At 55.1% G+C, this 24701-nt stretch carries 25 protein-coding genes and 1 tRNA gene; 19 read left to right on the forward strand and 7 right to left on the reverse strand.

All coding sequences use genetic code 11. The features are described from left to right. Positions 1-56: 56 nt before the first annotated feature. From alaS to ACR0MP_RS04960, 3 genes are all read left to right on the forward strand, one after another. Positions 57-2729: an alanine--tRNA ligase gene (alaS, locus tag ACR0MP_RS04950; protein WP_480887047.1), complete on the forward strand. Its 2673-nt coding sequence runs from the start codon at positions 57-59 to the stop codon at positions 2727-2729. A 1-nt stretch (position 2730) separates the two neighbouring features. Further along, positions 2731-3018: a DUF1330 domain-containing protein gene (locus ACR0MP_RS04955; protein ID WP_170393026.1), complete on the forward strand. Its 288-nt coding sequence runs from the start codon at positions 2731-2733 to the stop codon at positions 3016-3018. A gap of 359 nt (positions 3019-3377) precedes the next feature. Further along, a complete protein-coding gene (locus ACR0MP_RS04960; protein WP_170405851.1) occupies positions 3378-3998 on the forward strand; it encodes a transglutaminase-like cysteine peptidase in 621 nt (206 codons plus the stop codon). 870 nt (positions 3999-4868) lie between these two features. On the opposite strand, the gene typA is transcribed toward ACR0MP_RS04960, so the two are convergent. Both typA and ACR0MP_RS04970 read right to left on the reverse strand, forming a co-directional pair. Continuing rightward, entirely contained in the window at positions 4869-6686 is a 1818-nt protein-coding gene (typA, locus tag ACR0MP_RS04965) for a translational GTPase TypA (RefSeq protein WP_170405848.1), read from the reverse strand. A gap of 76 nt (positions 6687-6762) precedes the next feature. After that, positions 6763-7098 carry a DMT family transporter gene (locus ACR0MP_RS04970; RefSeq protein ID WP_480453698.1) on the reverse strand — a complete coding sequence of 112 codons (336 nt, stop codon included), beginning with the start codon at positions 7096-7098 and terminating at the stop codon, positions 6763-6765. Positions 7099-7284: 186 nt separating this feature from the next. On the opposite strand from ACR0MP_RS04970, the gene ACR0MP_RS04975 reads away from it, so the two are divergent. After that, entirely contained in the window at positions 7285-7416 is a 132-nt protein-coding gene (locus ACR0MP_RS04975; RefSeq protein WP_480759554.1) for a hypothetical protein, read from the forward strand. Positions 7417-7488: 72 nt separating this feature from the next. Here ACR0MP_RS04975 and ACR0MP_RS04980 read toward each other — a convergent pair whose 3' ends face one another. Both ACR0MP_RS04980 and ACR0MP_RS04985 read right to left on the reverse strand, forming a co-directional pair. After that, positions 7489-7734 (reverse strand): hypothetical protein, encoded by a 246-nt coding sequence (locus ACR0MP_RS04980; RefSeq protein WP_170393030.1) that lies wholly within the window; start codon positions 7732-7734, stop codon positions 7489-7491. Beyond that, positions 7734-8387, reverse strand: coding sequence for an alpha/beta hydrolase (locus ACR0MP_RS04985; RefSeq protein WP_008758207.1), 654 nt, complete (start codon positions 8385-8387; stop codon positions 7734-7736). The genes ACR0MP_RS04980 and ACR0MP_RS04985 overlap by 1 nt, the downstream gene beginning before the upstream one ends. Before the next feature lie 178 nt (positions 8388-8565). Here ACR0MP_RS04985 and iscR point away from each other — a divergent pair, with 178 nt between their 5' ends. The 10 genes from iscR (at position 8566) to ACR0MP_RS05035 (ending at position 16367) form a co-directional block, all read left to right on the forward strand. Beyond that, positions 8566-9024, forward strand: a complete 459-nt coding sequence (gene iscR, locus ACR0MP_RS04990; RefSeq protein WP_170393031.1) for a Fe-S cluster assembly transcriptional regulator IscR — start codon at positions 8566-8568, stop codon at positions 9022-9024. A 54-nt stretch (positions 9025-9078) separates the two neighbouring features. Beyond that, the gene (locus ACR0MP_RS04995; protein WP_170405845.1) at positions 9079-10122 is read left to right on the forward strand and encodes an aminotransferase class V-fold PLP-dependent enzyme; all 1044 of its coding nucleotides are present in this window, start codon (positions 9079-9081) and stop codon (positions 10120-10122) included. Positions 10123-10140: 18 nt separating this feature from the next. Then, on the forward strand, positions 10141-11661 hold the full coding sequence (gene sufB, locus ACR0MP_RS05000) for a Fe-S cluster assembly protein SufB (protein WP_170393033.1): 1521 nt from the start codon (positions 10141-10143) through the stop codon (positions 11659-11661). Beyond that, the gene (locus tag ACR0MP_RS05005; protein ID WP_170405842.1) at positions 11661-11864 is read left to right on the forward strand and encodes a hypothetical protein; all 204 of its coding nucleotides are present in this window, start codon (positions 11661-11663) and stop codon (positions 11862-11864) included. The genes sufB and ACR0MP_RS05005 overlap by 1 nt, the downstream gene beginning before the upstream one ends. 51 nt (positions 11865-11915) lie before the next feature. After that, positions 11916-12671 carry a Fe-S cluster assembly ATPase SufC gene (sufC, locus tag ACR0MP_RS05010; RefSeq protein ID WP_480887031.1) on the forward strand — a complete coding sequence of 252 codons (756 nt, stop codon included), beginning with the start codon at positions 11916-11918 and terminating at the stop codon, positions 12669-12671. Next, positions 12671-13951, forward strand: a complete 1281-nt coding sequence (sufD, locus tag ACR0MP_RS05015) for a Fe-S cluster assembly protein SufD (RefSeq protein ID WP_170405837.1) — start codon at positions 12671-12673, stop codon at positions 13949-13951. The genes sufC and sufD overlap by 1 nt, the downstream gene beginning before the upstream one ends. After that, the gene (locus ACR0MP_RS05020; RefSeq protein WP_170393037.1) at positions 13951-14436 is read left to right on the forward strand and encodes a YIP1 family protein; all 486 of its coding nucleotides are present in this window, start codon (positions 13951-13953) and stop codon (positions 14434-14436) included. The genes sufD and ACR0MP_RS05020 overlap by 1 nt, the downstream gene beginning before the upstream one ends. Next, positions 14433-14999: a Yip1 family protein gene (locus ACR0MP_RS05025; RefSeq protein WP_170509816.1), complete on the forward strand. Its 567-nt coding sequence runs from the start codon at positions 14433-14435 to the stop codon at positions 14997-14999. Before ACR0MP_RS05020 ends, ACR0MP_RS05025 begins: the two co-directional genes overlap by 4 nt. A 13-nt stretch (positions 15000-15012) precedes the next feature. After that, positions 15013-16233 carry a cysteine desulfurase gene (locus ACR0MP_RS05030; RefSeq protein ID WP_170562686.1) on the forward strand — a complete coding sequence of 407 codons (1221 nt, stop codon included), beginning with the start codon at positions 15013-15015 and terminating at the stop codon, positions 16231-16233. A gap of 57 nt (positions 16234-16290) precedes the next feature. After that, positions 16291-16367: transfer RNA gene (locus tag ACR0MP_RS05035), tRNA-Arg, on the forward strand. 128 nt (positions 16368-16495) lie between these two features. On the opposite strand, the gene mepK is transcribed toward ACR0MP_RS05035, so the two are convergent. Further along, on the reverse strand, positions 16496-17065 hold the full coding sequence (mepK, locus tag ACR0MP_RS05040; RefSeq protein WP_170393040.1) for a peptidoglycan L,D-endopeptidase MepK: 570 nt from the start codon (positions 17063-17065) through the stop codon (positions 16496-16498). A 345-nt stretch (positions 17066-17410) separates the two neighbouring features. Between mepK and ACR0MP_RS05045 the strand changes: the two genes are divergently transcribed. The 4 genes from ACR0MP_RS05045 to ACR0MP_RS05060 are packed head-to-tail and all read left to right on the forward strand — an operon-like array spanning position 17411 to position 21645. Next, positions 17411-19012 carry a L,D-transpeptidase family protein gene (locus ACR0MP_RS05045; RefSeq protein ID WP_480887034.1) on the forward strand — a complete coding sequence of 534 codons (1602 nt, stop codon included), beginning with the start codon at positions 17411-17413 and terminating at the stop codon, positions 19010-19012. 34 nt (positions 19013-19046) lie between these two features. Continuing rightward, positions 19047-20138, forward strand: a complete 1092-nt coding sequence (gene lpxD / locus ACR0MP_RS05050) for a UDP-3-O-(3-hydroxymyristoyl)glucosamine N-acyltransferase (RefSeq protein ID WP_170510276.1) — start codon at positions 19047-19049, stop codon at positions 20136-20138. 32 nt (positions 20139-20170) lie between these two features. After that, complete coding sequence (locus ACR0MP_RS05055; RefSeq protein ID WP_170393043.1) at positions 20171-20428, forward strand: acyl carrier protein; 258 nt, start codon at positions 20171-20173, stop codon at positions 20426-20428. 8 nt (positions 20429-20436) lie between these two features. After that, positions 20437-21645 carry a beta-ketoacyl-[acyl-carrier-protein] synthase family protein gene (locus tag ACR0MP_RS05060; RefSeq protein ID WP_170405821.1) on the forward strand — a complete coding sequence of 403 codons (1209 nt, stop codon included), beginning with the start codon at positions 20437-20439 and terminating at the stop codon, positions 21643-21645. A 52-nt stretch (positions 21646-21697) separates the two neighbouring features. On the opposite strand, the gene ACR0MP_RS05065 is transcribed toward ACR0MP_RS05060, so the two are convergent. After that, positions 21698-22297, reverse strand: a complete 600-nt coding sequence (locus ACR0MP_RS05065) for an invasion associated locus B family protein (RefSeq protein WP_170393045.1) — start codon at positions 22295-22297, stop codon at positions 21698-21700. Positions 22298-22737: 440 nt separating this feature from the next. On the opposite strand from ACR0MP_RS05065, the gene ACR0MP_RS05070 reads away from it, so the two are divergent. Beyond that, positions 22738-24285: a helicase HerA-like domain-containing protein gene (locus tag ACR0MP_RS05070; protein ID WP_170735015.1), complete on the forward strand. Its 1548-nt coding sequence runs from the start codon at positions 22738-22740 to the stop codon at positions 24283-24285. Positions 24286-24330: 45 nt separating this feature from the next. On the opposite strand, the gene ACR0MP_RS05075 is transcribed toward ACR0MP_RS05070, so the two are convergent. Further along, positions 24331-24543: a hypothetical protein gene (locus ACR0MP_RS05075; protein ID WP_480438555.1), complete on the reverse strand. Its 213-nt coding sequence runs from the start codon at positions 24541-24543 to the stop codon at positions 24331-24333. Positions 24544-24701: the final 158 nt, after the last annotated feature.

A 24701-nucleotide genomic window follows, 5' to 3' on the forward strand; every position in this document is an offset into this window, starting at 1 on the left:
CGGGGGGTGGGGCTAAACCTTTGCTGACCATAACGACTGCGCGCCGAGAGAGCCTTATGCCAACGCTGAACGACATTCGATCTACCTTCCTGAACTACTTTGCCAAGCAGGGGCACGAAGTGGTTGCGTCTAGCCCGCTGGTTCCGCGCAATGATCCGACACTGATGTTCGTCAACTCGGGTATGGTTCAGTTCAAGAATCTGTTTACTGGCGTCGAAACCCGCGACTACAGCCGTGCTACCACTGCACAGAAATGCGTGCGTGCAGGCGGCAAACACAACGATCTGGACAATGTGGGCTATACCGCTCGCCACCATACGTTCTTTGAAATGCTGGGGAATTTCTCATTCGGGGATTACTTTAAGCATGAGGCGATACCGTTCGCTTGGGAACTGATCACCAAAGAATTTGGTATCGATAAGAACCGTCTGTTGGCCACTGTCTATCACACCGATGATGAGGCATTTGAAATCTGGAAAAAGGTTGGTGTCCCTGAAGACCGGATCATCCGCATCGCTACTAATGACAATTTCTGGCAAATGGGCCCTACCGGCCCCTGCGGCCCGTGCACCGAAATTTTCTATGACCATGGTGATCATATCTGGGGTGGGCCTCCGGGTTCGGCTGAGGAAGATGGCGATAGGTTCATCGAAATCTGGAACATCGTTTTTATGCAGAATGAGCAGTTCGAAGACGGCTCGATGGTCGAACTCGATATGCAGTCGATCGATACCGGCATGGGATTGGAACGCATTGGTGCGTTGCTGCAAGGCAGCCACGACAATTATGACACCGATCTGTTCAAAACGCTGATCGAAGCCTCCGCGGATGCGACCGGTGTTGATCCTTATGGGGATCAAAACGTGCATCATCGCGTGATTGCGGACCACTTGCGTTCAACTTCGTTCCTGATCGCGGATGGTGTGATGCCGTCAAATGATGGGCGAGGGTATGTTCTGCGCCGTATCATGCGCCGCGCGATGCGCCATGCGCATCTGTTGGGGGCCAAAGATCCGGTGATGCATCGCCTGGTACCCACGCTGGTGCAATTGATGGGTGCGCAATATTCAGAGCTTGGTCAGGCGCAGCCACTGATCGAAGAGACACTGCTGCTTGAGGAAACTCGGTTCAAGCAAACTTTGGATCGCGGTCTGAAGCTGTTGGATGAGGAAGTCTCGGGCTTACCTGAAGGCGATCCACTACCCGGAGACTCGGCGTTCAAACTGTATGATACCTATGGTTTCCCGCTCGATCTGACGCAGGATGCGCTGCGCGAGAAAGGTCGAACCGTCGACACCGATGGATTTGACGTGGCGATGGCCGAACAAAAAGCCAAGGCACGCGCGGCGTGGGCCGGATCTGGCGAATCTGCCGATCAGGTGGTTTGGTTCGATGTGCTGGATGCGGCCGGTGCGACCGATTTCCTTGGCTACGATACTGAAAAGGCCGAGGGGCAGGTCGCTGCGTTGGTGGTCGATGGTGCATTGGTCGACAAGATCGAGAAGGGTGGTACCGGCTGGGTCGTAGTCAACCAGACACCGTTCTATGGCGAGGCCGGCGGCCAGGTCGGCGACACCGGTGAAATTCGCAGGCTGGATGAGCGCGACGATATCGCCCGTGTTGAAGACACCAGAAAGTTTGCTGATGGCAAAGTCTATGCTCACAAGGTCACGATTGATCATGGGGCGATCTCAAAAGGTGACGCAGTTGAGCTGGAAGTCGATCACGCGCGCCGCACGGCCATTCGTGCCAACCACTCCGCGACGCACCTTCTGCATGAAGCCCTGCGTGAGACATTGGGTGACCACGTAGCGCAGCGCGGGTCGCTCAACGCATCAGATCGTTTGCGGTTCGATTTCAGCCATTCCAAGGCTCTGACACTGGAAGAAGTGCAGAAAGTTGAGCGAGAGGTGAACGCATTCATCCGCCAAAACTCAACCGTGGAAACCAGGATTATGACACCGGATGACGCCCGTGAACTGGGTGCTCAAGCTCTGTTCGGTGAGAAATACGGGGATGAGGTGCGCGTGGTTTCGATGGGCAAAGCAGCCACCGGCAAAGGCCAGGATGGTGAGACATGGTCGATTGAACTGTGTGGCGGCACCCATGTGCGCCAGACCGGTGATATCGGAACCTTCGTCGTGCTGGGCGATAGTGCCAGCAGCGCAGGCGTGCGGCGGATCGAGGCTTTGACCGGTGATGACGCGTTTAAGTATCTGTCGAAACAGGATCATCGCCTTTCAGCAATTGCGCTTGAGTTGAAAGCCCAGCCGGATGACGTTGTGGCGCGTGTGAAGACTCTGTTGGACGAGCGTAAATCGCTGCAGAACGAAGTTGCGCAGTTGCGCCGCGATCTGGCGATGGCCGGAGGTGCGGGGCAGGGCAGTGGCGCTGAAGCGCGCGATGTGAACGGTGTGGCGTTCTTTGCGCAGTCGCTCACGGGTGTTTCCGGAAAGGATCTGCCTGCGTTGATTGATGAGCACAAAAGCCGTCTGGGTACGGGCGCAGTATTATTGATTGCTGATACCGGCGGCAAAGCGGCTGTCGCAGCGGGTGTCACTTCGGACCTGACAGACACGGTATCTGCGGTGGATCTGGTCCGGGCGGCGGTCGCTGAACTGGGCGGCAAAGGCGGTGGCGGACGGCCTGACATGGCACAGGGGGGGGGCAAGGATGCCTCGAATGCAGAGGCTGCAATCAAGGCCGCTGAACAGGTTTTGGGAGGATAAGATGCCAGCACTTTGGATCGCACACGTCACTGTGACAGACGCCGATGCTTATGGAAAATACGCCGAGCTTGCAGGGCCGGCAATTGCGGCGCATGGGGGTGAATTCATCGCCCGCGCGGCACGTTACGTGCAGTTAGAGGGCAAAGAGCGACCACGCAATGTGGTCGCCCGCTTTCCAACCGTAGAGGCTGCGGTAGAGTGCTACAATTCTCCCGCATATCAGCAGGCATTGGATCATGCCCGTGGCGCCAGCGAGCGAGAGCTGGTGGTCGTTGAAATTACCGACTGAGAATCAGGCTAAATCTACCTTCGCATGAAATTTGCAAATTCTGCCCGGCCCCGAGCCGTGCGTCCTGCCATGCATTTTAGCGTGGGCGGCTCTTCACGATCGCTCTGAATTTATACACATTATTACAATGGGTTGTGCGTACTTCCTGTTGATTTTGAACATATTTCTCTGTCCGATTGTGGCACTTCGCGCCACTTTCTTGCGCGGAAATGGTCACGAAATGTGACGAATTTCCGCCGTTTTTTCCGCTCAATCTCGGATTTGATTGCGTGACAACCACGGTTTGCGGATATGGTCCGGTATACAGATGGGTTCTGATCCACGCAGTTTGCAGGGATTAATAGGACTCGAGGGACAGCATGAAATTCTTTGGTACGACCATAGATGCCCACTTAAAGAGCGCTGCCAAGCTTGGCGGGCTGTTTGGTTTGGCTATCCTGATTAACGGTTCGCTGTTGTTTGGGACTGAAGCATCGGCGAAAGATGCCGCGTTTATCCCGAGTATCGCTGCCTCGCCACCACCCTCCGGTGCGCGTCAGCTTTGCGGTAAGTATTCCTGGGCATGTGCGCAAAAAGGTATCGGTTCCTTATCTACCAGCCAAGAATTGAAGCTTGTCAAAGAGATCAACCGCCGCGTTAATCGATCCACGCGAGAGGTCACGGATCAGTCGCAATACAAAACCAGTGAACTTTGGGCGCTTCCAACGTCGCGCGGTGGTGACTGCGAAGATTTTGCGCTTCTAAAGAAAAGAGATTTGATCCAGGCTGGTTTCGACCCTCGTAAACTACTGCTCGCGACAGTGTTGGATACGCGCAGAAACTCTCATGCTGTTTTGGTTTATCGGTCGAGCGGCGGCGATCTGGTCCTGGATAATTTGACCAATCAGATCAAGCCTTGGAAAGCGACGCGCTATCTGTTCTTGAGGATGCAAGACCCAAAGCAGCCACGAAATTGGGTCGGGGTTTTCGGTAAGAGCTAGAAAATCGTGAAACAAAGATACGGGCGCCTGCTATTAGCAGCGCCCGTATCTTTGTAATAGTTAACAAAATACTAGTGTTTACCCTGGTATTCGAATTTTTTTCTACCTTTTGTCTTCAGACCTTTTCTCCTTCAGCTTTAAGTTGTGTAAATTATTGTCTTTGGTTTGATTGTTGTCAGGATCTTTGTTTTTTCCGTTGTCCTCGCTTTCCGGCGTCAAGAAACCAGGGTCGTTGTCTGGAGAAGGAATACGGCTCGGGCCGGAACATGAACATTCCCGCTCTGATTCATCCCATGGACCATCGTCTGATCTTAGGTTGGCAAAGCCGGTGCTCAAAGTTGGCAAGTCAGTCAAGACTGCCACAAATTGAGGACAATCAAGAATGGTACGCTCCAAAGTCAACTTAATATCTGCGCGTCTCTGGATGCAACGGAGTATGCCCGCAGTAATCATTTCGCACGTACAAATAGTGTTCGACGATACAGATTTTTGTCGTTCTCACGGCGCATTTATCAGTTGCCTAAGCGAATTCACGAAGATGAAGTGTATGATTGCTAAGGCAAAGCAATTAATAGCAGTTTGGATTCAATGCGCATAGGACACTGCTCAAACGCTCATTAACTAAACTGCCGTAGACTCGAGCGGCGTATCACTCTTGAGACAATGCCCACTTTCTGCCGCCTATTATCAAACAAGCTATTTATCTGATCACAGTGAGCTGGCTCACTCAAATGAAGATTAACCCATAAGAAACAAAAAGAAGACCTGCTGTTGCACCAGGTCTTCTTTTTCTGTGTTGTTTCTAGCCTGACGCAAAAATGTCACGAATGTGGCAATGTTTCCAAAACGTGAACAAGTTCACAGCAATGATCAGGCTGATTTTGACATCCGTTTACGCTCATGCGGATCCAGATAACGTTTGCGAAGCCGGATCGCATTGGGCGTAACCTCGACCAGTTCATCGTCGTCGATATAAGCGATTGCCTCTTCAAGCGAGAACTGAATATGAGGGGTCAGCCTTACAGCGTCGTCCGAGCCGCTGGCACGCACGTTTGTCAGCTTCTTCCCTTTCAGCGGATTCACTTCCAGATCGTTGTCTCGCGAATGCTCTCCGATCACCATGCCCTGATAGACATCAGTTTGCGGGCCAACGAACATGCGGCCACGCTCTTCCAAATTCCAAAGCGCATAGGCAACCGCCTGGCCGTTTTCCATCGAGATCAGAACACCTGCGCGTCGGCCTGGGATCTGTCCTTTATGGGCCGCCCAGCCGTGGAAGACACGGTTCAAGACACCAGTTCCGCGCGTATCGGTCAGGAACTCTCCGTGATAGCCGATCAGGCCACGAGACGGCACGTGGGCGATGATCCGGGTTTTGCCTGCCCCTGCAGGGCGCATTTCAGCCAGTTCACCTTTGCGCGCACCCGTGATTTTCTCGATCACCGCGCCAGAATATTCATCATCCACATCGATCGTGACTTCTTCGATAGGTTCAAGGCGCTGGCCGCCCTCCTCGCGGAACAAAACCTGTGGGCGCGAGATGCTGAGCTCGAACCCTTCACGGCGCATGTTTTCGATCAGAACACCCATCTGCAATTCGCCGCGACCAGCAACCTCGAAGGCTTCGCCGCCGGGCGTGTCGCTGATGCGGATGGCTACGTTCGATTCGGCTTCTTTCATCAGGCGATCACGAATGACCCGAGACTGAACCTTTTTGCCGTCACGACCGGCCAGCGGGGAATCGTTTATGCCGAAGGTCACTGTGATGGTTGGCGGATCGATAGGCTGGGCAGGCAGGGCCTCTTCGACTTGCGGGGCTACAAGGGAGTCTGCCACGGTGGCTTTGCTCATACCCGCAATCGTGACAATGTCGCCTGCTTCAGCGACGTCGATGGGTTGTTGAGCTAATCCACGGAATGCCAGGATTTTCGACGCGCGGAAGCTTTCAATCTGGGTGCCGTCTCGGCTGAGTGCCTTGAGGCTGTCACCTGCTTTCAGAGTTCCACTTTCCACGCGACCGGTCAGAATGCGACCGATGAATGGATCGCTGCCCAAAGTGGTGGCGAGCATCCTGAACGGTTCGTCCTTTTTCTCGATCTGCTTGGGGGCGGGGACGTGATCAACGATCAGATCGAACAGGGCGGTCAAGTCCTTGCGCGGACCGTCAAGCTCCATATCGGCCCAGCCGGACCGGCCCGAAGCATACATGGCCGGGAAGTCCAGCTGATCGTCATCGGCGCCCAAGTTGGCGAAAAGGTCGAAACATTCGTCCAGAGCGCGATCAGGCTCGGCATCGGGTTTGTCGACCTTGTTCAGCACGACAATCGGGCGCAGGCCCAAAGCCAGCGCCTTTGAGGTCACGAATTTGGTTTGCGGCATCGGGCCTTCGGCGGCGTCGACCAGCAGTACAACGCCGTCGACCATGCTGAGAATACGTTCGACTTCCCCACCGAAATCAGCGTGGCCGGGGGTGTCGACGATGTTGATGCGGGTATCCTTCCACTCAACGCTGGTGGCTTTGGCCAGGATGGTAATGCCGCGTTCGCGTTCCAGGTCGTTGCTGTCCATGGCGCGTTCTGCCACGGCCTGGTTTTCCCGGAACGCGCCGGATTGTTTAAGCAGCTCATCCACCAGGGTCGTCTTGCCGTGGTCCACGTGAGCGATGATTGCGATGTTGCGCAGGTCCATGAGAGGTCAGCCTTTGAACGGGAAGTTGCCGCGCGCATAACGCGGCGCGACAAAATATACCAGCCCTAACCGGCGGTCAGTGGCCCGCTGTAGCTGAAAACAGGTGGATGATCAGAATGCCGCTCAAAATCATGCCCAAACCCAAGACTGCGGGCCAATCGAGTTTTTGGCCAAAAACCAGAAATCCAATCAGTGCGATCAGGGCAATACCAAGGCCCGACCAGATTGCATAGACAATGCCCACAGGCATGACCTTTAACGTGAGGGCCATAAGATAAAAGGCCGACCCATAGCCAACCACGACAAGAGCCGACGGCCAAAATCGCGTAAACTGATGGCTAGCCTGCAACGCAGTCGTGCCGATGGTTTCCGCGATAACAGCCAACATTAGGATTAGGTAGGTCTTTGGCACGAGCGATGCCTCTCTGAATTATCGCGAAAGGTTGAGCATACTTGCGATCATTTGGGCAAGGGGATTCACATGCAGATGATCAAAACCCTAACTTTACCAAAGGTCAGGTAAACCCGACTATTCGGGCTTTTGCATTCGTGCTAAACACTCGATTGTTTTTAGTGTGTTTTTAATGAGTTTGATAAGATGACGACTTTTGCAAAATCGGTCATTATCGTTTCGGTTTTGATTGTGGCGTTGGGGTGGCTTGCAGACGGGGGGTCCGTCGACATTGATGCAGCCCAGAATGTTGAGCGGTTCACAGGTTTTCCGGTTTAGGCGCCCACCGAGCGATATCCTCGAAAAGGAGCTTTCGGGCTCCTTTTCTTTTCTTCAGACGCTGAGCAATCTTTACTGCTTTTCGATCGCTTTCAGCTTGGATCGATGTTCAGACAGTCTTTTCACCACGAATTGCCGCGCCTTGCGTTCCGCCAGCCTAACCCGGATTTCGGTCAAGAACGCTTCTTCCAGAGATTGCGAGGCTGCACCGAGAACGTCTCCAACCTCCACAAAGAATCGATCCTCGCCCGTCTCGTCCATAACCTTCATCGTGTCCTCGGCCAATCTGGCGGCCAGGGTAGTGATGGTATCGGACATCAGCGCGTATTCTCTGTCAGGCGACGTTTCACGTAATCCGTCACATCTGTCATCAGTGTGTCCATGTGGCGGTCTTGGAAGAAGTGATCGGCACCTTCCACCTCATTATGGGTGATGGTGATACCCTTTTGTTCATGCAGCTTTCCGACCAGAGACGCAGTGTCTGCAGGTGGCGCTACACGGTCCGCCAATCCGTTGATGATCAAGCCAGAAGACGGGCAGGGTGCCAGGAACGAAAAGTCGTACATGTTTGCGGGCGGCGATACACTGATGAAGCCAGTGATCTCGGGGCGGCGCATCAGAAGCTGCATTCCGATCCATGCACCGAACGAGAACCCAGCGACCCAGCAATGCTTGGAGTTGTTGTTCATCGACTGAAGGTAATCCAGCGCTGATGCTGCATCGCTCAGCTCACCTACACCCTGGTCATACTCGCCCTGGCTGCGACCAACGCCGCGAAAGTTAAAACGCAGAACCGTGAAGCCCATGTTGTAAAAGGCGTAATGCAGGTTATAGACCACCTTGTTGTTCATGGTCCCGCCAAATTGTGGATGCGGGTGAAGCACGATAGCGATCGGTGCGTCTTTTTCCTTTTGCGGGTGGTAGCGGCCTTCCAGGCGGCCTTCGGGTCCGGGAAAAATCACCTCGGGCATGTGTGCTTTGGTCCTGTTTTTTGACGCGTCGGCCCCGAGATTATCTTGACGGTAATCCTCAGGTACCTTAGAACGGTTCTAATTACATTGTGTCGCGTGAAAACGCTGTCAGTGGGAGATACGCACTGGCTCGGGCGACGTCAATGTTTTCGCGCAGTTCTTGCCTTAAGGAAACAAAATGAAGCTGTCTACCAAAGGCCGCTATGCGATGGTTGCGCTGGCGGATATCGCCCTTCAGTCCTCGGACAAACTCGTCACGTTGGGCGAGATTTCCGAACGTCAGGATATTTCACTGCCGTATTTGGAGCAGCTTTTCGTGAAACTGCGCCGAGCTGATCTGGTCAGTTCAGTACGCGGACCGGGTGGGGGCTATCGCCTGGCGCGACCAGCCTCGGAAATCCGTGTGGTCGAGATACTGGCCGCGGTTGATGAGACGGTGGATGCGATGCACAAGGGGGCAGGTGCCTCGGGCGCGTCTTCGGGCAGCCGGGCGCAGTCACTGACCAATCGGTTGTGGGAAAGCCTGAGCGCGAATGTTTACGTATTCCTGCATCAAACGCGGCTGTCGGATGTAATTCGGAATGATCTTGCACCGTGTCCCGCTGTTCCTAGCTTGTTCGCAGTCGTGGACGATTGATCTGATGACGTTTTTCTGTGTTCCGTCAAAACCCATCTTGGAAAAGATACATCTATGAAACGGGTTTATCTCGACCATAACGCAACCTCCGCTCTGAGGCCCGAGGCCCGCGATGCAATGATCGCGGCGATGGATTTGGTGGGCAATCCGTCCTCGGTCCATGCCGAAGGGCGCGCCGCAAAAGCGGTGGTCGAGAAAGCGCGGGCTCAAATCGCAACAGCGTTTGGGGCCGATGGTGCCGACATCGTGTTTACATCCGGCGCGACTGAGGCAGCGGCTTTGGCCATGGCGGGGCGCGATCTTCAAGGTGCAGCGATTGAACATGACGCGGTAAGAGCTTGGATTAATGAGGTTCTGCCTGTCTCCCAAGGCGGTTACGTTGACGTGCCGGACGCTTCCCGATCCACGCTGCAACTGGCCAATTCGGAAACTGGAATTGTTCAAACTTTGCCTGCCGGTCTTGCGGTCACCGACGCGACTCAGGCTTTTGGTAAGTTGCCGATAGCCTTCAACTGGCTGGGGGCTGAGATGGCGCTGATTTCAGCCCACAAACTTGGCGGGTCAAAAGGGATCGGGGCGTTGGTGATGAAACGCGGCACCGATCTTGCTGCGCAAATCAAGGGCGGCGGGCAGGAGATGGGGCGTCGCTCGGGTACAGAAAATGTCACTGGAATTGCGGGGTTCGGAGCAGCAGCTGAAGCCGCGTCCCGTGATTTAGCAAATGGCGTTTGGGAAAACGTTGCAGAACTTAGAAATATTCTAGAAAACGCTCTTGAGGCTGGTACGAAAGCTACTATTTTTGTCGGGAAAGACCAAAGGCGACTCCCCAACACTCTGTGCTTCGCCACACCGGGATGGAAGGGCGAGACACAGGTCATGCAGATGGATTTGTCAGGCTTCGCGATCAGTGCTGGCTCGGCCTGTTCCAGTGGCAAGGTTCGTGCAAGCGCCGTACTGACGGCCATGGGATTTGATGAGATGACGGCCTATAGCGCAATCCGCGTATCGCTGGGGCCGGAGACGGCAGAAGAAGATGTGCTGCGTTTCGCGGAAACGTGGCTTGAAAAAGAGAAAAAGCATCGCGCGCGGGCCGCGTGATCTGACGGAGGGTGAATTATGGCCGCTTTGGACCAGACCCAGGTGAAAGAGGGTGTCGATCAGGAAACCGTAGACGCGGTTCGCGAGGTCAGCACTTATAAATACGGCTGGGAAACTGATATCGAGATGGAGTATGCGCCAAAAGGCGTGAATCCCGATATCGTTCGTCTGATCTCGGACAAAAATGATGAACCTGAGTGGATGACCGAATGGCGTCTGGCCGCGTTCGAGCGCTGGACGCAGATGGAAGAGCCTAAATGGGCGATGGTGCACTACCCGCCGATCGACTTTCAGGACCAGTATTATTATGCCCGTCCGAAATCGATGGAAGATAAACCCAAATCTCTGGATGAGGTCGATCCAAAGCTTCTGGCGACTTACGAAAAGCTAGGTATCCCTCTGAAAGAACAGATGATCCTGGCAGGTGTCGAGGGCGCTGAGAATGCACCGGCAGAAGGCCGTAAAGTTGCTGTTGATGCAGTATTTGACTCGGTTTCGGTCGGGACGACTTTTCAGGAAGAGTTGAAGAAAGCCGGCGTTATCTTCTGCTCGATTTCCGAGGCGATCAAAGAGCATCCGGAACTGGTCAAGAAATACTTAGGGACGGTCGTACCGGTCTCGGACAATTTCTATGCCACGCTGAACTCAGCTGTATTCTCGGACGGCTCGTTTGTTTATGTCCCTCCGGGCGTGCGCTGCCCGATGGAACTGAGCACATATTTCCGCATCAATGCAGAAAATACCGGCCAGTTTGAGCGCACGCTGATCATCGCCGACAAGGGCTCTTACGTCTCGTATTTGGAAGGCTGCACGGCGCCTCAGCGCGACACTGCACAGCTTCACGCGGCGGTTGTCGAGATTATCGTCGAAGAAGATGCCGAGGTGAAATACTCGACCGTTCAGAACTGGTTCCCCGGGGATGAGAATGGCAAAGGCGGTATCTACAACTTTGTGACCAAGCGCGCCGATTGTCGGGGTGATCGGTCCAAGGTGATGTGGACGCAGGTCGAAACCGGCTCGGCTGTGACCTGGAAATACCCGTCCTGCATCCTGCGTGGCGACGATAGCCAGGGTGAGTTCTACTCGATCGCAATCACGAACAACATGCAGCAAGCCGACACCGGCACCAAGATGGTGCATTTGGGCAAGAACACCAAGTCGCGGATCGTATCGAAAGGGATCAGTGCCGGTAAGGCGCAGAATACCTATCGTGGTCTGGTGTCGATGCATCCAAAGGCCAAGGACAGCCGCAACTATACGCAGTGCGACAGCTTGCTGATTGGCGACAAATGCGGGGCGCATACGGTTCCGTATATCGAGGTGAAGAACAACTCATCTCGGGTCGAGCACGAGGCGACTACCTCGAAGGTAGACGACGATCAGCTGTTCTATTGCCGTCAGCGTGGCATGGACGAGGAAGAAGCCGTGGCCTTGGTCGTCAACGGGTTCTGCAAGGACGTTCTGCAGGCGCTGCCGATGGAATTTGCGATGGAAGCGCAACAGCTTGTGGCAATCAGCCTTGAGGGATCAGTCGGCTGATGACACCAAAACCCCAACAGCGAATCCGAAAGGACGATGTCCTGACCGTGCTTGGCTATGCGTTGCCGGTGCTTGGCGGCCTGTTGGGGGTTGCTTACGTCAATACCAAGTACATGGACTTCATAAACCCGGTTTGGGCAGTGGGCGCAGGCGCGTTGCTTGGATGGATCATCGCCCGCGTGATCCGCAAGGTGCTGGGATAAGAACTTATCGGGGCCGCAATGCGCCCCTTGCGAGATGCTAAAGGACAGAAAATGCTGGAAATCAATAACCTGCACGTCAAACTTGAGGAAGAAGACAAGCAAATTCTGAAAGGGGTCGACCTGACGGTCGAGCCTGGCAGGGTGCATGCGATCATGGGGCCCAATGGCTCGGGCAAATCAACGCTCAGCTACGTGTTGTCTGGTCGTGATGGCTATGAGGTGACCGAGGGCGGCGCGACGCTTGATGGCGATGATCTGCTTGAGATGGAACCGGAAGAACGTGCAGCCGCAGGTGTGTTTCTGGCGTTCCAGTACCCGGTCGAGATTCCCGGTGTGGGCAACATGACCTTCCTGCGCACCGCCGTGAATGCGCAGCGCAAAGCACGTGGCGAGGAAGAGCTGTCGGCGACGGATTTTTTGAAAGAGGTTCGTGCCAAGGCCAAGGCGCTGAAAATCGACGCTGAAATGTTGAAACGTCCGGTCAATGTTGGCTTTTCGGGTGGTGAGAAAAAGCGCAACGAAATCCTGCAAATGGCGATGCTTGAGCCGAAGATGTGCATCCTGGATGAGACAGACTCGGGCCTTGACGTGGACGCGATGAAACTGGTGGCCGAGGGCGTAAACGCGTTGCGTGATGAGGGGCGCGGGTTCCTTGTTATCACGCACTATCAGCGGCTTCTCGATCACATCAAACCTGACGTGGTTCACATCATGGCGGATGGTCGTATCGTGAAATCCGGTGGTCCCGAACTGGCGCTGGAAGTTGAAAACAACGGCTATGCCGACATTCTAGCCGAGGTGAACTGATGGCTTTGCCCCAAGCGAAACAAACGGCGACCGAGGAACGGCTGGCAGCGCTGACCATGCCGGATGCGGGATGCACACGCAAAGCGCGCGAAGCCGCAATTGCACGTGTACGCGCGATGGGTTTGCCCAGTCGTCGAGATGAATACTGGAAATATACCCGTCCAGACACTCTGGTCTCTGCGGAAGCTCCCAGCGCTGCTTTGTTCAAAACGGATGAACCGGCTCTGTTCCACGCGCTCGACCGGCTGAAGATCGTTTTCATTGATGGCGTATTCAGCCCGGAAGAGTCTGATGATCTGTCTCTGGAGGGTGTAACGATCGATCGGCTGGAAGATATCTGTTGCAAAGATATCCATTGGGCCAAAGAGTTATACGGCGTTCTTGAAGCAAAAGGCCAACAACCGGTGCCGCGTCCATTGGCGGCGTTGAATACGGCCTATGCGTCAGATGGAGTTGCCATTCATGTATCCGGCAAGCCGAGCAAACCGATTAACCTGATTTATCGCCATGAATCTGAAACGTCGGATGCGATCCTGCATCACGTCGTTCGGGTTGAAAGCGGTGCCGAAGTCACGATCCTTGAAAACGGACCCGCAGCGTCGCGCTTCAACAAATGCATGGAGATCGATATCGCCCACAATGGCACGCTGCATCATATCCGTGCGCAGGGCAGGGATCATCAACGCCGTGCGGCGACTCATATGTTCTCGCGGCTTGGTAAGGAATCCGTCTATAAATCCTTCACGCTGACCGTGAACGGAGTTTTAACGCGTAACGAGCAAGTCGTCGAACTGACGGGTGACGATGCGGTCGCGCACGTGGCGGGTGCGTGTGTTGGAGACGGTGATTTTCTCCATGATGACACGGTCTTTGTCACCCATGATGCGGTGAATTGCGAGAGCCGCCAAGTGTTCAAGAAGGTGCTTCGCAACGGTGCGACGGGTGTTTTTCAGGGCAAGATCTTGGTGAAGGAAGGTGCCCAGAAAACCGATGGTTACCAGATCAGCCAGTCATTGCTTCTGGACGATGACAGTCAGTTCCTCGCCAAACCCGAGCTTGAGATTTACGCCGATGACGTTGCGTGTTCGCACGGTTCGACCTCGGGCGCCATCGATGAAACGGCTTTGTTCTACCTGCGCTCCCGTGGCGTCCCAACGGCAGAAGCAACCGACATGTTGACACTGGCCTTCCTAGCTGAAGCCGTTGATGAAATCGAGGATGAGGATCTGGCAGCTGATATCGTGTCCCGATTGCAAGATTGGCTGGCACGCCGCCGCTGATGCCTGTCACAACTGATATCGTGGCCACGTATCGCGGACCGGGGCGTGTGGTGCGTCGACTGCTTGATATGGGGCCGCGCGAGGATCGCGCATTGGCGTTTGTGATGGCGTTCTGTGTAATAGGCTTTATCGCACAGTTGCCCGGCCTTGCACGGAGGGCTCATCTGGAAGGGATAGAGCTGAACATGTTGATGGGCGGGGCCCTGTTGGGCTCGGTCTTTATTCTGCCATTGTGCTTTTATCTTCTTGCTTGGCTCACCCATTTCATCGCGCGGATGATGGGGGGCGTTGGCACCAGCTATGGCGCGCGGCTAGCCTTGTTCTGGGCGCTTCTCGCGTCAGCGCCTTTGGTGTTGCTGAATGGGCTGGTGTCCGGTTTCATCGGCCCCGGGTCAGCGCAAACACTTGTGGGGCTGTTATGGGTTGCGGTTTTTCTCTGGTTCTGGTTGTCGGGCCTCAAGCAATCGCAAAAGGCTGCTAAATGAATTCCACCGCACTGCTCAACCTGGTCGTTCTGACCCTGTCCAATCCAGCCGAAGCCGCAAGACGATTGCTCGCGTTGCGGCTGGGTACGGAGGTACTATGGCTCGCCTTTTCTCTTGCGGTGATCCTGAACGCTCTGGTCCAGTCGGCGTCCAGCTTCGTCCTGCCGCTTATCAGTCCGGATGTTCAGCAACTGGCTGAGCCACTATCGAGGACGCTTTTTGTTTCCGTTGCGGCAATCATGATCAGCGTCGTGACGTTCCTATTAGTGGGCCGCGTCCTGGGTGGAACGGGAACGTTCAATGACTTCATGACGCTGATTGTCTGGTTGCAAATCCTGCAAATTGCGGGGCAAGCAATCATTCTAGCGCTGGTTGCAGCGCTGCCGTTTCTATTCTTACCGGCCAGTCTGGCGATGCTGGGTCTTAGCCTATACATCACCCTGCATTTTCTCAACGAGGCGCATCGATTTAATTCGTTGGGAAAGTCGTTTGTTGTGATCCTGATCTCTGGTCTTGTGGCCGTCCCGTTTGTTCTTTGGCTGATCCCCGCCGGGTCTGTATAGGGAAGTCCTGTCTATGTATGACGTACAAAAAATCCGCGCAGATTTTCCGATCCTGTCACGTCAGGTCAACGGAAAGCCGCTGACTTATCTAGACAATGGGGCCTCCGCGCAGAAACCCCAGGTAGTGATCGACGCGATCACGCAGGCCTATGCGCACGAATATTCGAACGTGCATCGAGGGCTTCACTATCTGTCAAATCTCGCGACCGAGAAATATGAGGCCGTCCGTGGCACGGTTGCGCGGTTTCTGGGCGTATCAAACGAGAATGAGATTGTCCTGAATTCGGGTACGACCGAGGGAATCAATTTGGTCGCCTACGGTTGGGCAATGCCACGCCTGCAGGCGGGGGACGAGATTGTCCTCAGCGTGATGGAACATCACGCCAACATCGTGCCGTGGCACTTCCTGCGCGAACGGCAGGGCGTGGTGCTGAAATGGATCGACGTCGATGCGACCGGCCATCTTGACCCTCAGGCGGTAATCGACGCCATTGGCCCCAAGACAAAGCTGGTTGCGGTGACCCAGTGCTCGAACGTGCTGGGCTCTGTGGTTGATGTCAAAGCAATCACGCAAGCCGCCCACGTCAAAGGCGTTCCGGTTCTGGTGGATGGCAGCCAGGGCGCGGTTCATATGCCCGTCAATGTCGATGACATCGGATGTGACTTCTATGCCATCACGGGTCATAAACTGTACGGCCCATCCGGTTCTGGCGCAATTTTTATCAAATCGGACCGCATGGCTGAAATGCGCCCCTTTATTGGTGGCGGTGACATGATCAAAGAGGTTTCAAAAGATCAGGTGATCTACAACGATCCGCCAATGAAGTTCGAGGCCGGAACCCCCGGCATCGTGCAGACCATCGGGTTGGGTGTGGCGCTTGACTATATGATGGACCTTGGCATGGAGAGCATCGCATCGCATGAGGCCGGCTTGCGCGACTATGCGATGCAACGGTTGAATGGATTGAACTGGCTGCAGGTTCAAGGCACCACAGCGAACAAAGCCGCGATATTCAGCTTTACTTTGGATGGGGCAGGGCATGCCCATGATGTTTCAACCATTCTGGACAAAAAGGGTGTCGCCGTGCGCGCAGGCCACCACTGCGCCGGGCCGCTGATGGATCATTTGGGGGTCACTGCTACCTGTCGTGCCAGCTTTGGGCTCTATAACACGACGGATGAGGTCGACACTCTGATCGATGCGTTGGAGCTTGCCCACGATCTGTTTGCCTGATCGTACTGCGGATTTGCAGTTGCACCCGGATTGGAACGAGGGTAGCTAACGGCCAAGGCACCTGTAGCTCAGCTGGATAGAGCGCTGCCCTCCGAAGGCAGAGGCCAGAGGTTCGAATCCTCTCAGGTGCGCCATTTCACCCTTGCTAGTCGTCATATTACGCAGAACTGACGGTGCACGAACCTGTTTTTCCAGGCAAAACAAAACCCCCGCCAGAACTATCTGATGGGGGTTGTGCAACAGCGAAAGATGAAATGCTCGATTAGCCGCGCCACGAGCGGATGACACCGCAATCCATGTGAACGAAATTCGAACGATAGTACTGTCCAACGCCACCGGCACGACAGGCCATCGCTGCCTTGCCCATTTGCGAGACCGAGCGTGATGACAGTCGCAGATCAGCAGCCTGACCCTTCATATGAAGCGAATTCTTCGCAACACCCCGCGAGCGGCGGCGCAGCATTGCGTTGGTTTGCGGTGAGCGGTAACCCGACAGCAGCATGTATGGCTCGCTGACATCCAGAAGGTTATGAGTGGCCGCCATGATGTCGATGGTCCTCAGGTCCACGGATTTGACTTGATCGCTGCGCCAGTCGCGCATGAAGTGGTTGACCTCTTTCACCGCGTCTTTGATGTATTTTCCATCAACCCAATAGACCATATCGATACGTTCACCGGTACGGCCGGAATACATGCGGATACGGCGAATATCACCTCCGCCGCGAAGGAAACCTGCTGCGTTGGAATATGTGGGGGCTGCAACAACTGCGGTTGCGGCGAATGCGCCCAATAGGGCACGCCGGGTCAGGCCCGAGGTACTGCTCTTGGTCATTTTTTGTTTCGTCCCGTACTGTTCCTGCCTGCACACGATGTTACGCGCGCCGTATTAATTTTTTCCCATCCCAGATGCGGGATTTATGGCACAGTAGGATTCAACAGCCAAGAAATCTTTGGTCGCAGTCAAATCAAGGGGGAAATTTCGGCAGTTTTTTGCGCAACTGATGCAAGTATGCTTGCTTTTGGCGCAGTTCGCGCGTCGGCGATGCAAACGCGCACCAGGGGTCAAAGAAGCGGTCTGGTGATGAATTTGTGAATAGACATCAGGCGCTCAGCAAAACATTATTTTCAGACGCCGCTTATAGGGCGTGACAAGTCATTGAAGAAACAGGGCCATCCTATGTCATTTGTTACCCGTGCTCGTTCAAGTGTTTTTATCGCCGCTTTCCTTGTGGCTTCGGCCTCAGTCGCGCAGGCGGGGACGGATGGCACAGCGTTTCAAATGGCCGTTGCGGAAAGTGTGTCCAACAGCCCGGCAATTGCTGAGTTTTATCGCACAAACGGGTTTGATCCGGTTTGGGTTGGCGATACGCCCGAACATGCTGCACGACGCAAAGCCCTGATCGAAGCGCTTTCGACGACCGATCTGCATGGATTGCCTGGGACACGTTACGACGTCCAGACTTTGAAGACAAAGATGCAGGACGCTCGCAACACCCGTGATCTGGGCATGCTCGAGGCCGAGCTGACTCGGGTTTTTGTCAAATATGCCAGAGACTTGCATTCCGGTTCTGTAACGCCTTCGCAGATTGATCCCGGCCTAGTGCGGGCGGTGGAACGACGCAGCGCCGCAGAGCATCTTGAACTGCTCGATTCCAGCCAGGGTGATACCTATTTCAGGGATATGATGCCTCAATCGCGCCAGTATCTTGCGCTGTTGAAACAGAAGAAGGCGCTGGAAGCGCTGATGACACAAGGTGGCTGGGGCGAGACCGTTCCTGTCTCCAAGCTTGAGCTTGGGGACACAGGGAACAGTGTCATCAGGCTGCGCAATCGACTTGTCGCGATGGGTTATCTGAAGCCTACTGCCAGCCCAAACTATGATGATGCGCTGTTTGCGGCGGTGCAATCCTTTCAGGCTGCTCATGGTCTTGAGGCGGATGGCGTAGCTGGCAAAGGCACTATTTCCGAGATCAATCGCCCAGTTTCAGACCGCTTGAAAGCTGTTTACGTTGCGCTTGAACGGGAGCGCTGGTTACCCAAAGACCGTGGTGAGCGGCATATTCTGGTGAATCTGGCCGATTTTTCTGCCAAGATCGTCGATGACGGGCAGGTCACGTTTGAGACTCGTGCCGTGATCGGCAAAAACACACATGATCGCCGTAGCCCAGAGTTCTCGGATGAGATGGAGCATATGGTGATCAACCCAAGTTGGTATGTGCCACGCTCGATCATCACGAAGGAATATCTGCCGCAATTACGGGCCAATCCAAATGCTGTTGGCCATATCCAGATCACCGACCGCCGTGGCCGTCAGGTAAATCGTGGAGCGGTTGACTTTACCCAGTTCACTGCGCGTAATTTCCCGTTTTCCATGCGTCAGCCCCCCAGCAAAAGCAACGCACTGGGGCTGGTGAAGTTCATGTTCCCTAATAAGTACAACATCTATCTGCATGATACGCCTCAGAAATCTCTGTTCGCACGCGAGGTTCGGGCATTCTCGCATGGATGCATCCGTTTGGCGCAACCGTTCGAGTTTGCCTATAAGCTGCTGGCCAAGCAGGAAGAGGATCCAAAGGCGTTTTTCCACCGCGTGCTGAACACGGGCAAAGAAACGAAGGTTGAACTGGATAAAAAAATTCCGGTGCATCTGATTTATCGCACGGCCTATATTGGCCCCAAAGGCGAGGTGCAGTATCGCCGCGACGTGTATGACCGGGATCGCAAGATCTGGGAAGCGCTGCAAAAGGCAGGGGTGGTCCTGCCGGACGTTCAAGGGTAATCACGAGGCAAATCCCGCCACGAGGACGCCCGACATGCAGTTTACCGTTCAACAAATCGCCGATTCCCTGGGGGTCGCCGCAGAAGGCCAGACTGGCTTGACCATCTTGCGGGCAGCCGAGCCGGGAGATGCCGGGCCAACCGATCTGGCCATGGCGATGTCGCCAAAATATGCTGAAGCTTTGGAGACCGGTACAGCACGGGCCGCGGTTTTGTGGGATGGCGCGGACTGGAAAGCACTGGGGCTTGAGGCCGCCATTTTTGTGCAACGCCCCCGCATGGCGATGGCAGGGATCACCGCGATGCTGGATCGCGGGCAGGGGATTGCGCCGGGAATTCATCCGTCGGCTGTCATTGATGAAACCGCCGAGATCGGGGTTGACGTATCGGTCGGCCCGCTTGCTGTTATCGGCGCGCGCGCGCGCGTCGGCGCGGGTTCGGTTATCGGCCCGCATTGCGTGATCGGGATGGATGCGTCGCTTGGTGAAAACGCGCTGCTGCGCGAAATGGTCAGCATCGGTGCGCGGGCTCAAATCGGTGATCGATTTATCGCGCAGCCGGGTGCCCGTATCGGCGGGGACGGTTTCAGCTATGTCACGCCAGAAGTCTCGGGTGCCGAAAATGCGCGGAAAACTCTGGGTGATCAGGGGGATGCAAAGGCGCAAAGCTGGTTGCGCATCCATTCGCTGGGTGCGGTCGAGATTGGCGATGACGTCGAGGTCGGCTCGAACTGCACTGTCGACAACGGGACCATACGCAATACTGTAATCGGAAGTGGATCGAAACTGGATAATCTTGTCCACGTGGGACACAACACCCGAGTCGGGCAGGATTGTTTGTTATGTGGGCAAACCGGCGTTTCTGGTTCGGTCGAGATTGGTAATAACGTAGTACTGGGTGGTCAGACTGGTGTTGTCGATAATATTTTCATAGGTGATGGCGTGATTGCCGGTGGCGGCACCAAGATTCTGTCAAATGTTCCTGCTGGTCGCGTGATCATGGGCTACCCGGGCATTAAAATGGAAAGCCATACCGAGATATATAAAGCCCAACGTCGTCTGCCCCGATTGTCGCGCGACGTCGAGGCGTTGAAAAAGGCTGTTTTCAAACAGCCTTCAAGTGATTAAATCATCCCCAAGGCGAAAATCAGGGGATCGAGATGAGCATCAGCGACCGCGTCATAGCAATCATTGCCGAACAGGCCGTGCTTGAGCCTTCGGATGTGACGCCCGACAGTACGCTCGAAGAATTGGGCATCGATAGCCTGGGTCTAGTTGAGAGTATCTTTGCCATCGAGGAAGAGTTCGATATCACCGTGCCCTTCAACGCAAACGAGCCCACATCCGGCGATTTCGACATTTCGAATGTGACAGCGATCATTGCGGGTATCGAAAAACTCGTGTCTGAAAAGGTCTGACCGCTGGTATGAAACGCGTCGTCATTACGGGTGCTGGCACCATTAACGCGTTGGGCCATTCCGTCCCCGACACTCTGGAAGCCATGCGCGAGGGTCGTTGTGGTATCTCCGAGCTTGAGTTTCGTGATGTGGATCGCCTGTCGATCAAGATCGGCGGTCAAGTCCGGGGTTTTGAGGCCGAGGGCCGTTTCAACCGCCAACAGATGACGCTGTATGATCGGTTCACGCAGTTCACGTTAACCGCCGCCAAAGAAGCGATCGATCAATCCGGTATCGTATTCTCGGGTGACACAGCCGCGCGGTCGGGGGTGGTGCTGGGAACGGCCGGTGGTGGCGTCTCCACCTGGGATGACAACTACCGCTCGGTTTACGAGGATGGCAAAAATCGCGTGCATCCTTTTGTCGTGCCCAAGCTGATGAACAACGCGGCGGCCAGCCACGTTTCGATGGAGCACAACCTAAAAGGCCCTAGCTTTACAGTATCAACAGCGTGTGCGTCCTCGAACCATGCAATGGCGCAGGCATTTCAGATGGTGCGCAGCGGGGCAGCGCCCGCAATGGTGACCGGTGGGTCCGAGTCGATGCTGTGCTTTGGTGGCGTCAAGGCATGGGAAGGGCTTCGCGTCATGTCAAAAGATGCCTGTCGGCCCTTTAGCGCAAACCGAAACGGGATGGTGCAAGGCGAAGGTGCGGGTGTTTTTGTGTTCGAAGAATACGAACACGCGCGCGCGCGCGGAGCAGATATCATGTGCGAGGTCGTGGGCTTCGCCATGTCCTCGGACGCGGCCGACATAGTTATGCCGAGCAAACAGGGTGCAGCACGGGCCATGGCCGGGGCGCTATCGGATGCACGGCTGAATGCAAGCGATGTGGGTTACATAAATGCCCATGGGACCGGCACGGCTGCAAATGACAAAACCGAATGTGCAGCCGTTGCTGGTGTGTTTGGTCCGCACGCCGACGATCTGATGATTTCGTCAACAAAGTCCATGCACGGACACCTGATCGGCGGTACCGGCGCAGTTGAGCTATTAGCCTGTATCATGGCCCTGCGCGACGGGGTGATCGCCCCGACCATTGGCTATGAAGAGCCCGACCCCGAATGCGCGCTGGATGTGGTGCCAAACGAGGCGCGTGAGGCGAAAGTTAATGTCGCCCTTAGCAATGCTTTCGCCTTTGGTGGGCTGAACGCCGTTCTTGCGTTGAAGCGTATATGAAGAAGCCGCCGTGTTATCACGGCGGCTTTCTTATTCGATGCTTTTGCGGGGCTTAGTTTATGGAAACGTTCAGTCCGTCAAAGCCTGCTGTGAAGCCAGACAAAGACATGTCCATATTCAGAACCTGATCTGGCAGGCGCGCAGGAACCAGCGACAGCACTGCCTTTTGGCCTGATTTCATCGCGTCGATATCACCCTGTGTCAAACCCAGTTGCGCCACGCAGCCAACTGGAATGCAGTGGTGATAATTGTAAAGCTTGCGCGGTGCCCCATCGATCGACATAGCCAATTGCGCCTGCAGCAGGGTTTCGAGCGGTACAACAACATTCGCCCAAGCAACAGCGGCACCGCCTTCGGGCAGTTTTCCGATCGAAACTTCAGCAATCGGATCACCCTGTTGGTTATTGAGGATCTGAACCATCGCGCAGGGATCGTCTTCGCCTTCGGTTTTGATGCAGGAAATATTCCATTCACCCGTTTGTTCTTTGACGTATTGCTCGCCAACACGGGGACCGGATTCACCCAGATCCAGATCGCTGCCAACTTCGGCTTCAGCACCGGCTTCAGGTTGCTGTGTGGTTTCCTGCGCAAATGCTGTTCCGCATAACAGTGCTGCGGCCGCCACATTAAAAGGGACAAGTTTCCTGATCATGAATGCCTCATCTAACTGATCCAGTTTTTTGTTTCCTCTATCACCGCAATTCAGTGGTGTCAGGGTAAATCCGAATTCCAGACCGGGAATTGATCGTTTTTTGCCGAAATGCGTGGGAAACACCGCGATCTGCAACGAAAAAGGGAGCCGGTGGAGCGGCTCCCTTCCTGAATATTTTCTCCCCGTCGGACTGGCCGACTTAGTTATGCGCAGACGTTACGAAAGGGGAACCCGTTGGTCAACTCCTAACCCTAAAAAACTATTCTTGCGTCTTTCGGTTTTTGTAGAATTTAAAAAAAGCCGTGCCCAAAGGCACGGCCAGTCGACAGGGAGGAAGTTTGCCCCCGCAGCCAAGCCACGAGAAGCAACATTTACTCTCGCAGCGAAAGGTTAACTTTGTATGCTTGCAGCAGATCGGTAGAATTCGGGACAGATTTTCAATGGACAACAAGATCTTCGTAGGCGGTGGTGGCGACGGCTATTCAGTGGCACAGGGGCTGTCGCTGAAATATGCGAACCGCCATGGCCTGATTGCTGGTGCGACCGGTACGGGCAAAACGGTTACGCTGCAAATTCTGGCTGAAGGCTTCTCACAGGCGGGGGTTCCAGTGTTTCTGGCCGATGTGAAAGGTGACTTGTCGGGGCTGGCGCTGCCTGGAAGCGAAACCCACAAATTACACCAGGCTTTTTTGGATCGGGCCGCGAAGATCGGGTTCGGCACATTCTCTTACGCCGCGTGTCCAGTCACGTTCTGGGATCTGTTTGGCGAGCAGGGGCATCCGGTCCGGACCACAGTAACCGAGATGGGCCCACTGCTGCTATCGCGATTGATGGAACTGAGTGAGGCGCAGGAAGGCATTCTGAACATCGCCTTTCGGGTCGCAGACGAAGAAGGCATGCCGCTGCTCGACCTGAAAGACCTGCAGGCATTGCTGGTCTGGATAGGCGAGAATCGCGCCCAACTATCGCTGCGCTATGGCAATGTCTCGACATCTTCGATCGGTGCTATTCAACGCCGCTTGCTGGTTCTGGAAAATCAGGGCGGTACCAATCTGTTTGGCGAGCCTGCGTTGGACCTGGCCGACCTGATGCGGACAGATGCGAACGGGCAGGGGATGGTGAACATTCTGGCCTCTGACAAGCTGATGGGCTCTCCGCGCCTATACGCGACTTTCCTGTTGTGGCTGCTTAGCGAATTGTTTGAAGAACTGCCCGAAGTGGGGGACCCTGAAAAACCGAAGCTGGTGTTCTTCTTTGACGAAGCGCACTTGCTGTTCGAGGACGCCCCCAAGGTGCTGGTGGACAAGGTCGAGCAGGTGGCGCGCCTGATCCGATCAAAGGGCGTTGGCGTTTATTTCATCTCGCAGAATCCGGCAGACATCCCGGAAGATATTTTGGGTCAGCTGGGCAACCGGGTCCAACATGCGCTGCGGGCCTTCACAGCGCGCGACCGCAAGAATCTGCGACTTGCTGCTGAGACCTATCGTGAAAACCCAGCTTTCGATACTGAGACCGCAATCCGAGAGGTGGGCGTGGGCGAGGCCGTAACGTCGATGCTGCAAAAGAAGGGTGTACCGGGCGTGGTCGAGCGCACTTTGATCCGGCCACCGGGCTCACAACTTGGTCCGATTACCAAAGCTGAGCGTCAGTCGGTGATCAAAGCTTCGCCGATGGATGCAAAATACGGCAAGCGTATCGACCGCAAATCGGCGTTTGAGATTCTGCAGGCGCGCGCGGATGCCGCTGCGAATGCGGCGGAACAGGCGGAATCCGACGAAGTTCTGGAACAGCAGACCCCGGCAGAACGCGAATACGCCTCGGCCCGAAGGTATTCGGGCAACCGCGTTGGGCGATCGTCATCTCGTCTTTCGCGCAAAAAGGATACCTTCGCCACGGCCATGAGCGAGGCCGTGATCAAAGAGCTGAAAGGAACAACTGGCCGCCGCATCGTCAGGGGCATACTGGGCGGCTTGTTCCGCAATCGCTAGGATCCGGAGTGCGGCGCGCGCCGAACCAGTCGCGCGCCCATATTGTTATCGATTAAGCCGGCGCAGGCCTTCCTGTCTGCAATAATTATCCGCCTCGGGCACCGACATTTTGGTGGCCGGAAAATCGATTGCGCGGTCCCAGGTGACGCGGTCCTGGCGGTAAAGCTGACAGGTCACAACACCTTTGGGCGTCTGGACCTTGACCGGGGTGGTCTCTAATTGTTCAGGTGAGGGAATACACGCTGATAGCGTTGCCATCAGCGGGATCCCGATTGCGAAAACTCTGAGTGGTTTAATCATTGCGACTACGGTGCTCTCATCTTGGTTAACTGTCAGATCGTTACAACTCCGCACCAAACAAACATGGTATGGGGCACAGCGCGATGTGGTGGATCACGATACACCGATTTAGAGCG

It is taken from the genome of Ruegeria sp. K3 (assembly GCF_056531845.1).

Bases quoted from the DNA above. Each gene is read 5' to 3' on its own strand.
- sufC (WP_480887031.1), top strand. From the start codon at position 11,916: ATGCTGGAAATCAATAACCTGCACGTCAAACTTGAGGAAGAAGACAAG.
- ACR0MP_RS04995 (WP_170405845.1), top strand. From the start codon at position 9,079: ATGAAACGGGTTTATCTCGACCATAACGCAACCTCCGCTCTGAGGCCC.
- ACR0MP_RS05075 (WP_480438555.1), bottom strand. From the start codon at position 24,543: ATGGCAACGCTATCAGCGTGTATTCCCTCACCTGAACAATTAGAGACC.
- ACR0MP_RS05070 (WP_170735015.1), top strand. From the start codon at position 22,738: ATGGACAACAAGATCTTCGTAGGCGGTGGTGGCGACGGCTATTCAGTG.
- ACR0MP_RS05025 (WP_170509816.1), top strand. From the start codon at position 14,433: ATGAATTCCACCGCACTGCTCAACCTGGTCGTTCTGACCCTGTCCAAT.
- typA (WP_170405848.1), bottom strand. From the start codon at position 6,686: ATGGACCTGCGCAACATCGCAATCATCGCTCACGTGGACCACGGCAAG.
- ACR0MP_RS05030 (WP_170562686.1), top strand. From the start codon at position 15,013: ATGTATGACGTACAAAAAATCCGCGCAGATTTTCCGATCCTGTCACGT.
- ACR0MP_RS05065 (WP_170393045.1), bottom strand. From the start codon at position 22,297: ATGATCAGGAAACTTGTCCCTTTTAATGTGGCGGCCGCAGCACTGTTA.
- ACR0MP_RS04980 (WP_170393030.1), bottom strand. From the start codon at position 7,734: ATGTCCGATACCATCACTACCCTGGCCGCCAGATTGGCCGAGGACACG.
- ACR0MP_RS05020 (WP_170393037.1), top strand. From the start codon at position 13,951: ATGCCTGTCACAACTGATATCGTGGCCACGTATCGCGGACCGGGGCGT.
- ACR0MP_RS04955 (WP_170393026.1), top strand. From the start codon at position 2,731: ATGCCAGCACTTTGGATCGCACACGTCACTGTGACAGACGCCGATGCT.
- iscR (WP_170393031.1), top strand. From the start codon at position 8,566: ATGAAGCTGTCTACCAAAGGCCGCTATGCGATGGTTGCGCTGGCGGAT.
- alaS (WP_480887047.1), top strand. From the start codon at position 57: ATGCCAACGCTGAACGACATTCGATCTACCTTCCTGAACTACTTTGCC.
- ACR0MP_RS05005 (WP_170405842.1), top strand. From the start codon at position 11,661: ATGACACCAAAACCCCAACAGCGAATCCGAAAGGACGATGTCCTGACC.
- sufD (WP_170405837.1), top strand. From the start codon at position 12,671: ATGGCTTTGCCCCAAGCGAAACAAACGGCGACCGAGGAACGGCTGGCA.
- ACR0MP_RS05055 (WP_170393043.1), top strand. From the start codon at position 20,171: ATGAGCATCAGCGACCGCGTCATAGCAATCATTGCCGAACAGGCCGTG.
- mepK (WP_170393040.1), bottom strand. From the start codon at position 17,065: ATGACCAAGAGCAGTACCTCGGGCCTGACCCGGCGTGCCCTATTGGGC.
- ACR0MP_RS05060 (WP_170405821.1), top strand. From the start codon at position 20,437: ATGAAACGCGTCGTCATTACGGGTGCTGGCACCATTAACGCGTTGGGC.
- ACR0MP_RS04985 (WP_008758207.1), bottom strand. From the start codon at position 8,387: ATGCCCGAGGTGATTTTTCCCGGACCCGAAGGCCGCCTGGAAGGCCGC.
- ACR0MP_RS04960 (WP_170405851.1), top strand. From the start codon at position 3,378: ATGAAATTCTTTGGTACGACCATAGATGCCCACTTAAAGAGCGCTGCC.
- ACR0MP_RS04975 (WP_480759554.1), top strand. From the start codon at position 7,285: ATGACGACTTTTGCAAAATCGGTCATTATCGTTTCGGTTTTGATTGTG.
- sufB (WP_170393033.1), top strand. From the start codon at position 10,141: ATGGCCGCTTTGGACCAGACCCAGGTGAAAGAGGGTGTCGATCAGGAA.
- lpxD (WP_170510276.1), top strand. From the start codon at position 19,047: ATGCAGTTTACCGTTCAACAAATCGCCGATTCCCTGGGGGTCGCCGCA.
- ACR0MP_RS05045 (WP_480887034.1), top strand. From the start codon at position 17,411: ATGTCATTTGTTACCCGTGCTCGTTCAAGTGTTTTTATCGCCGCTTTC.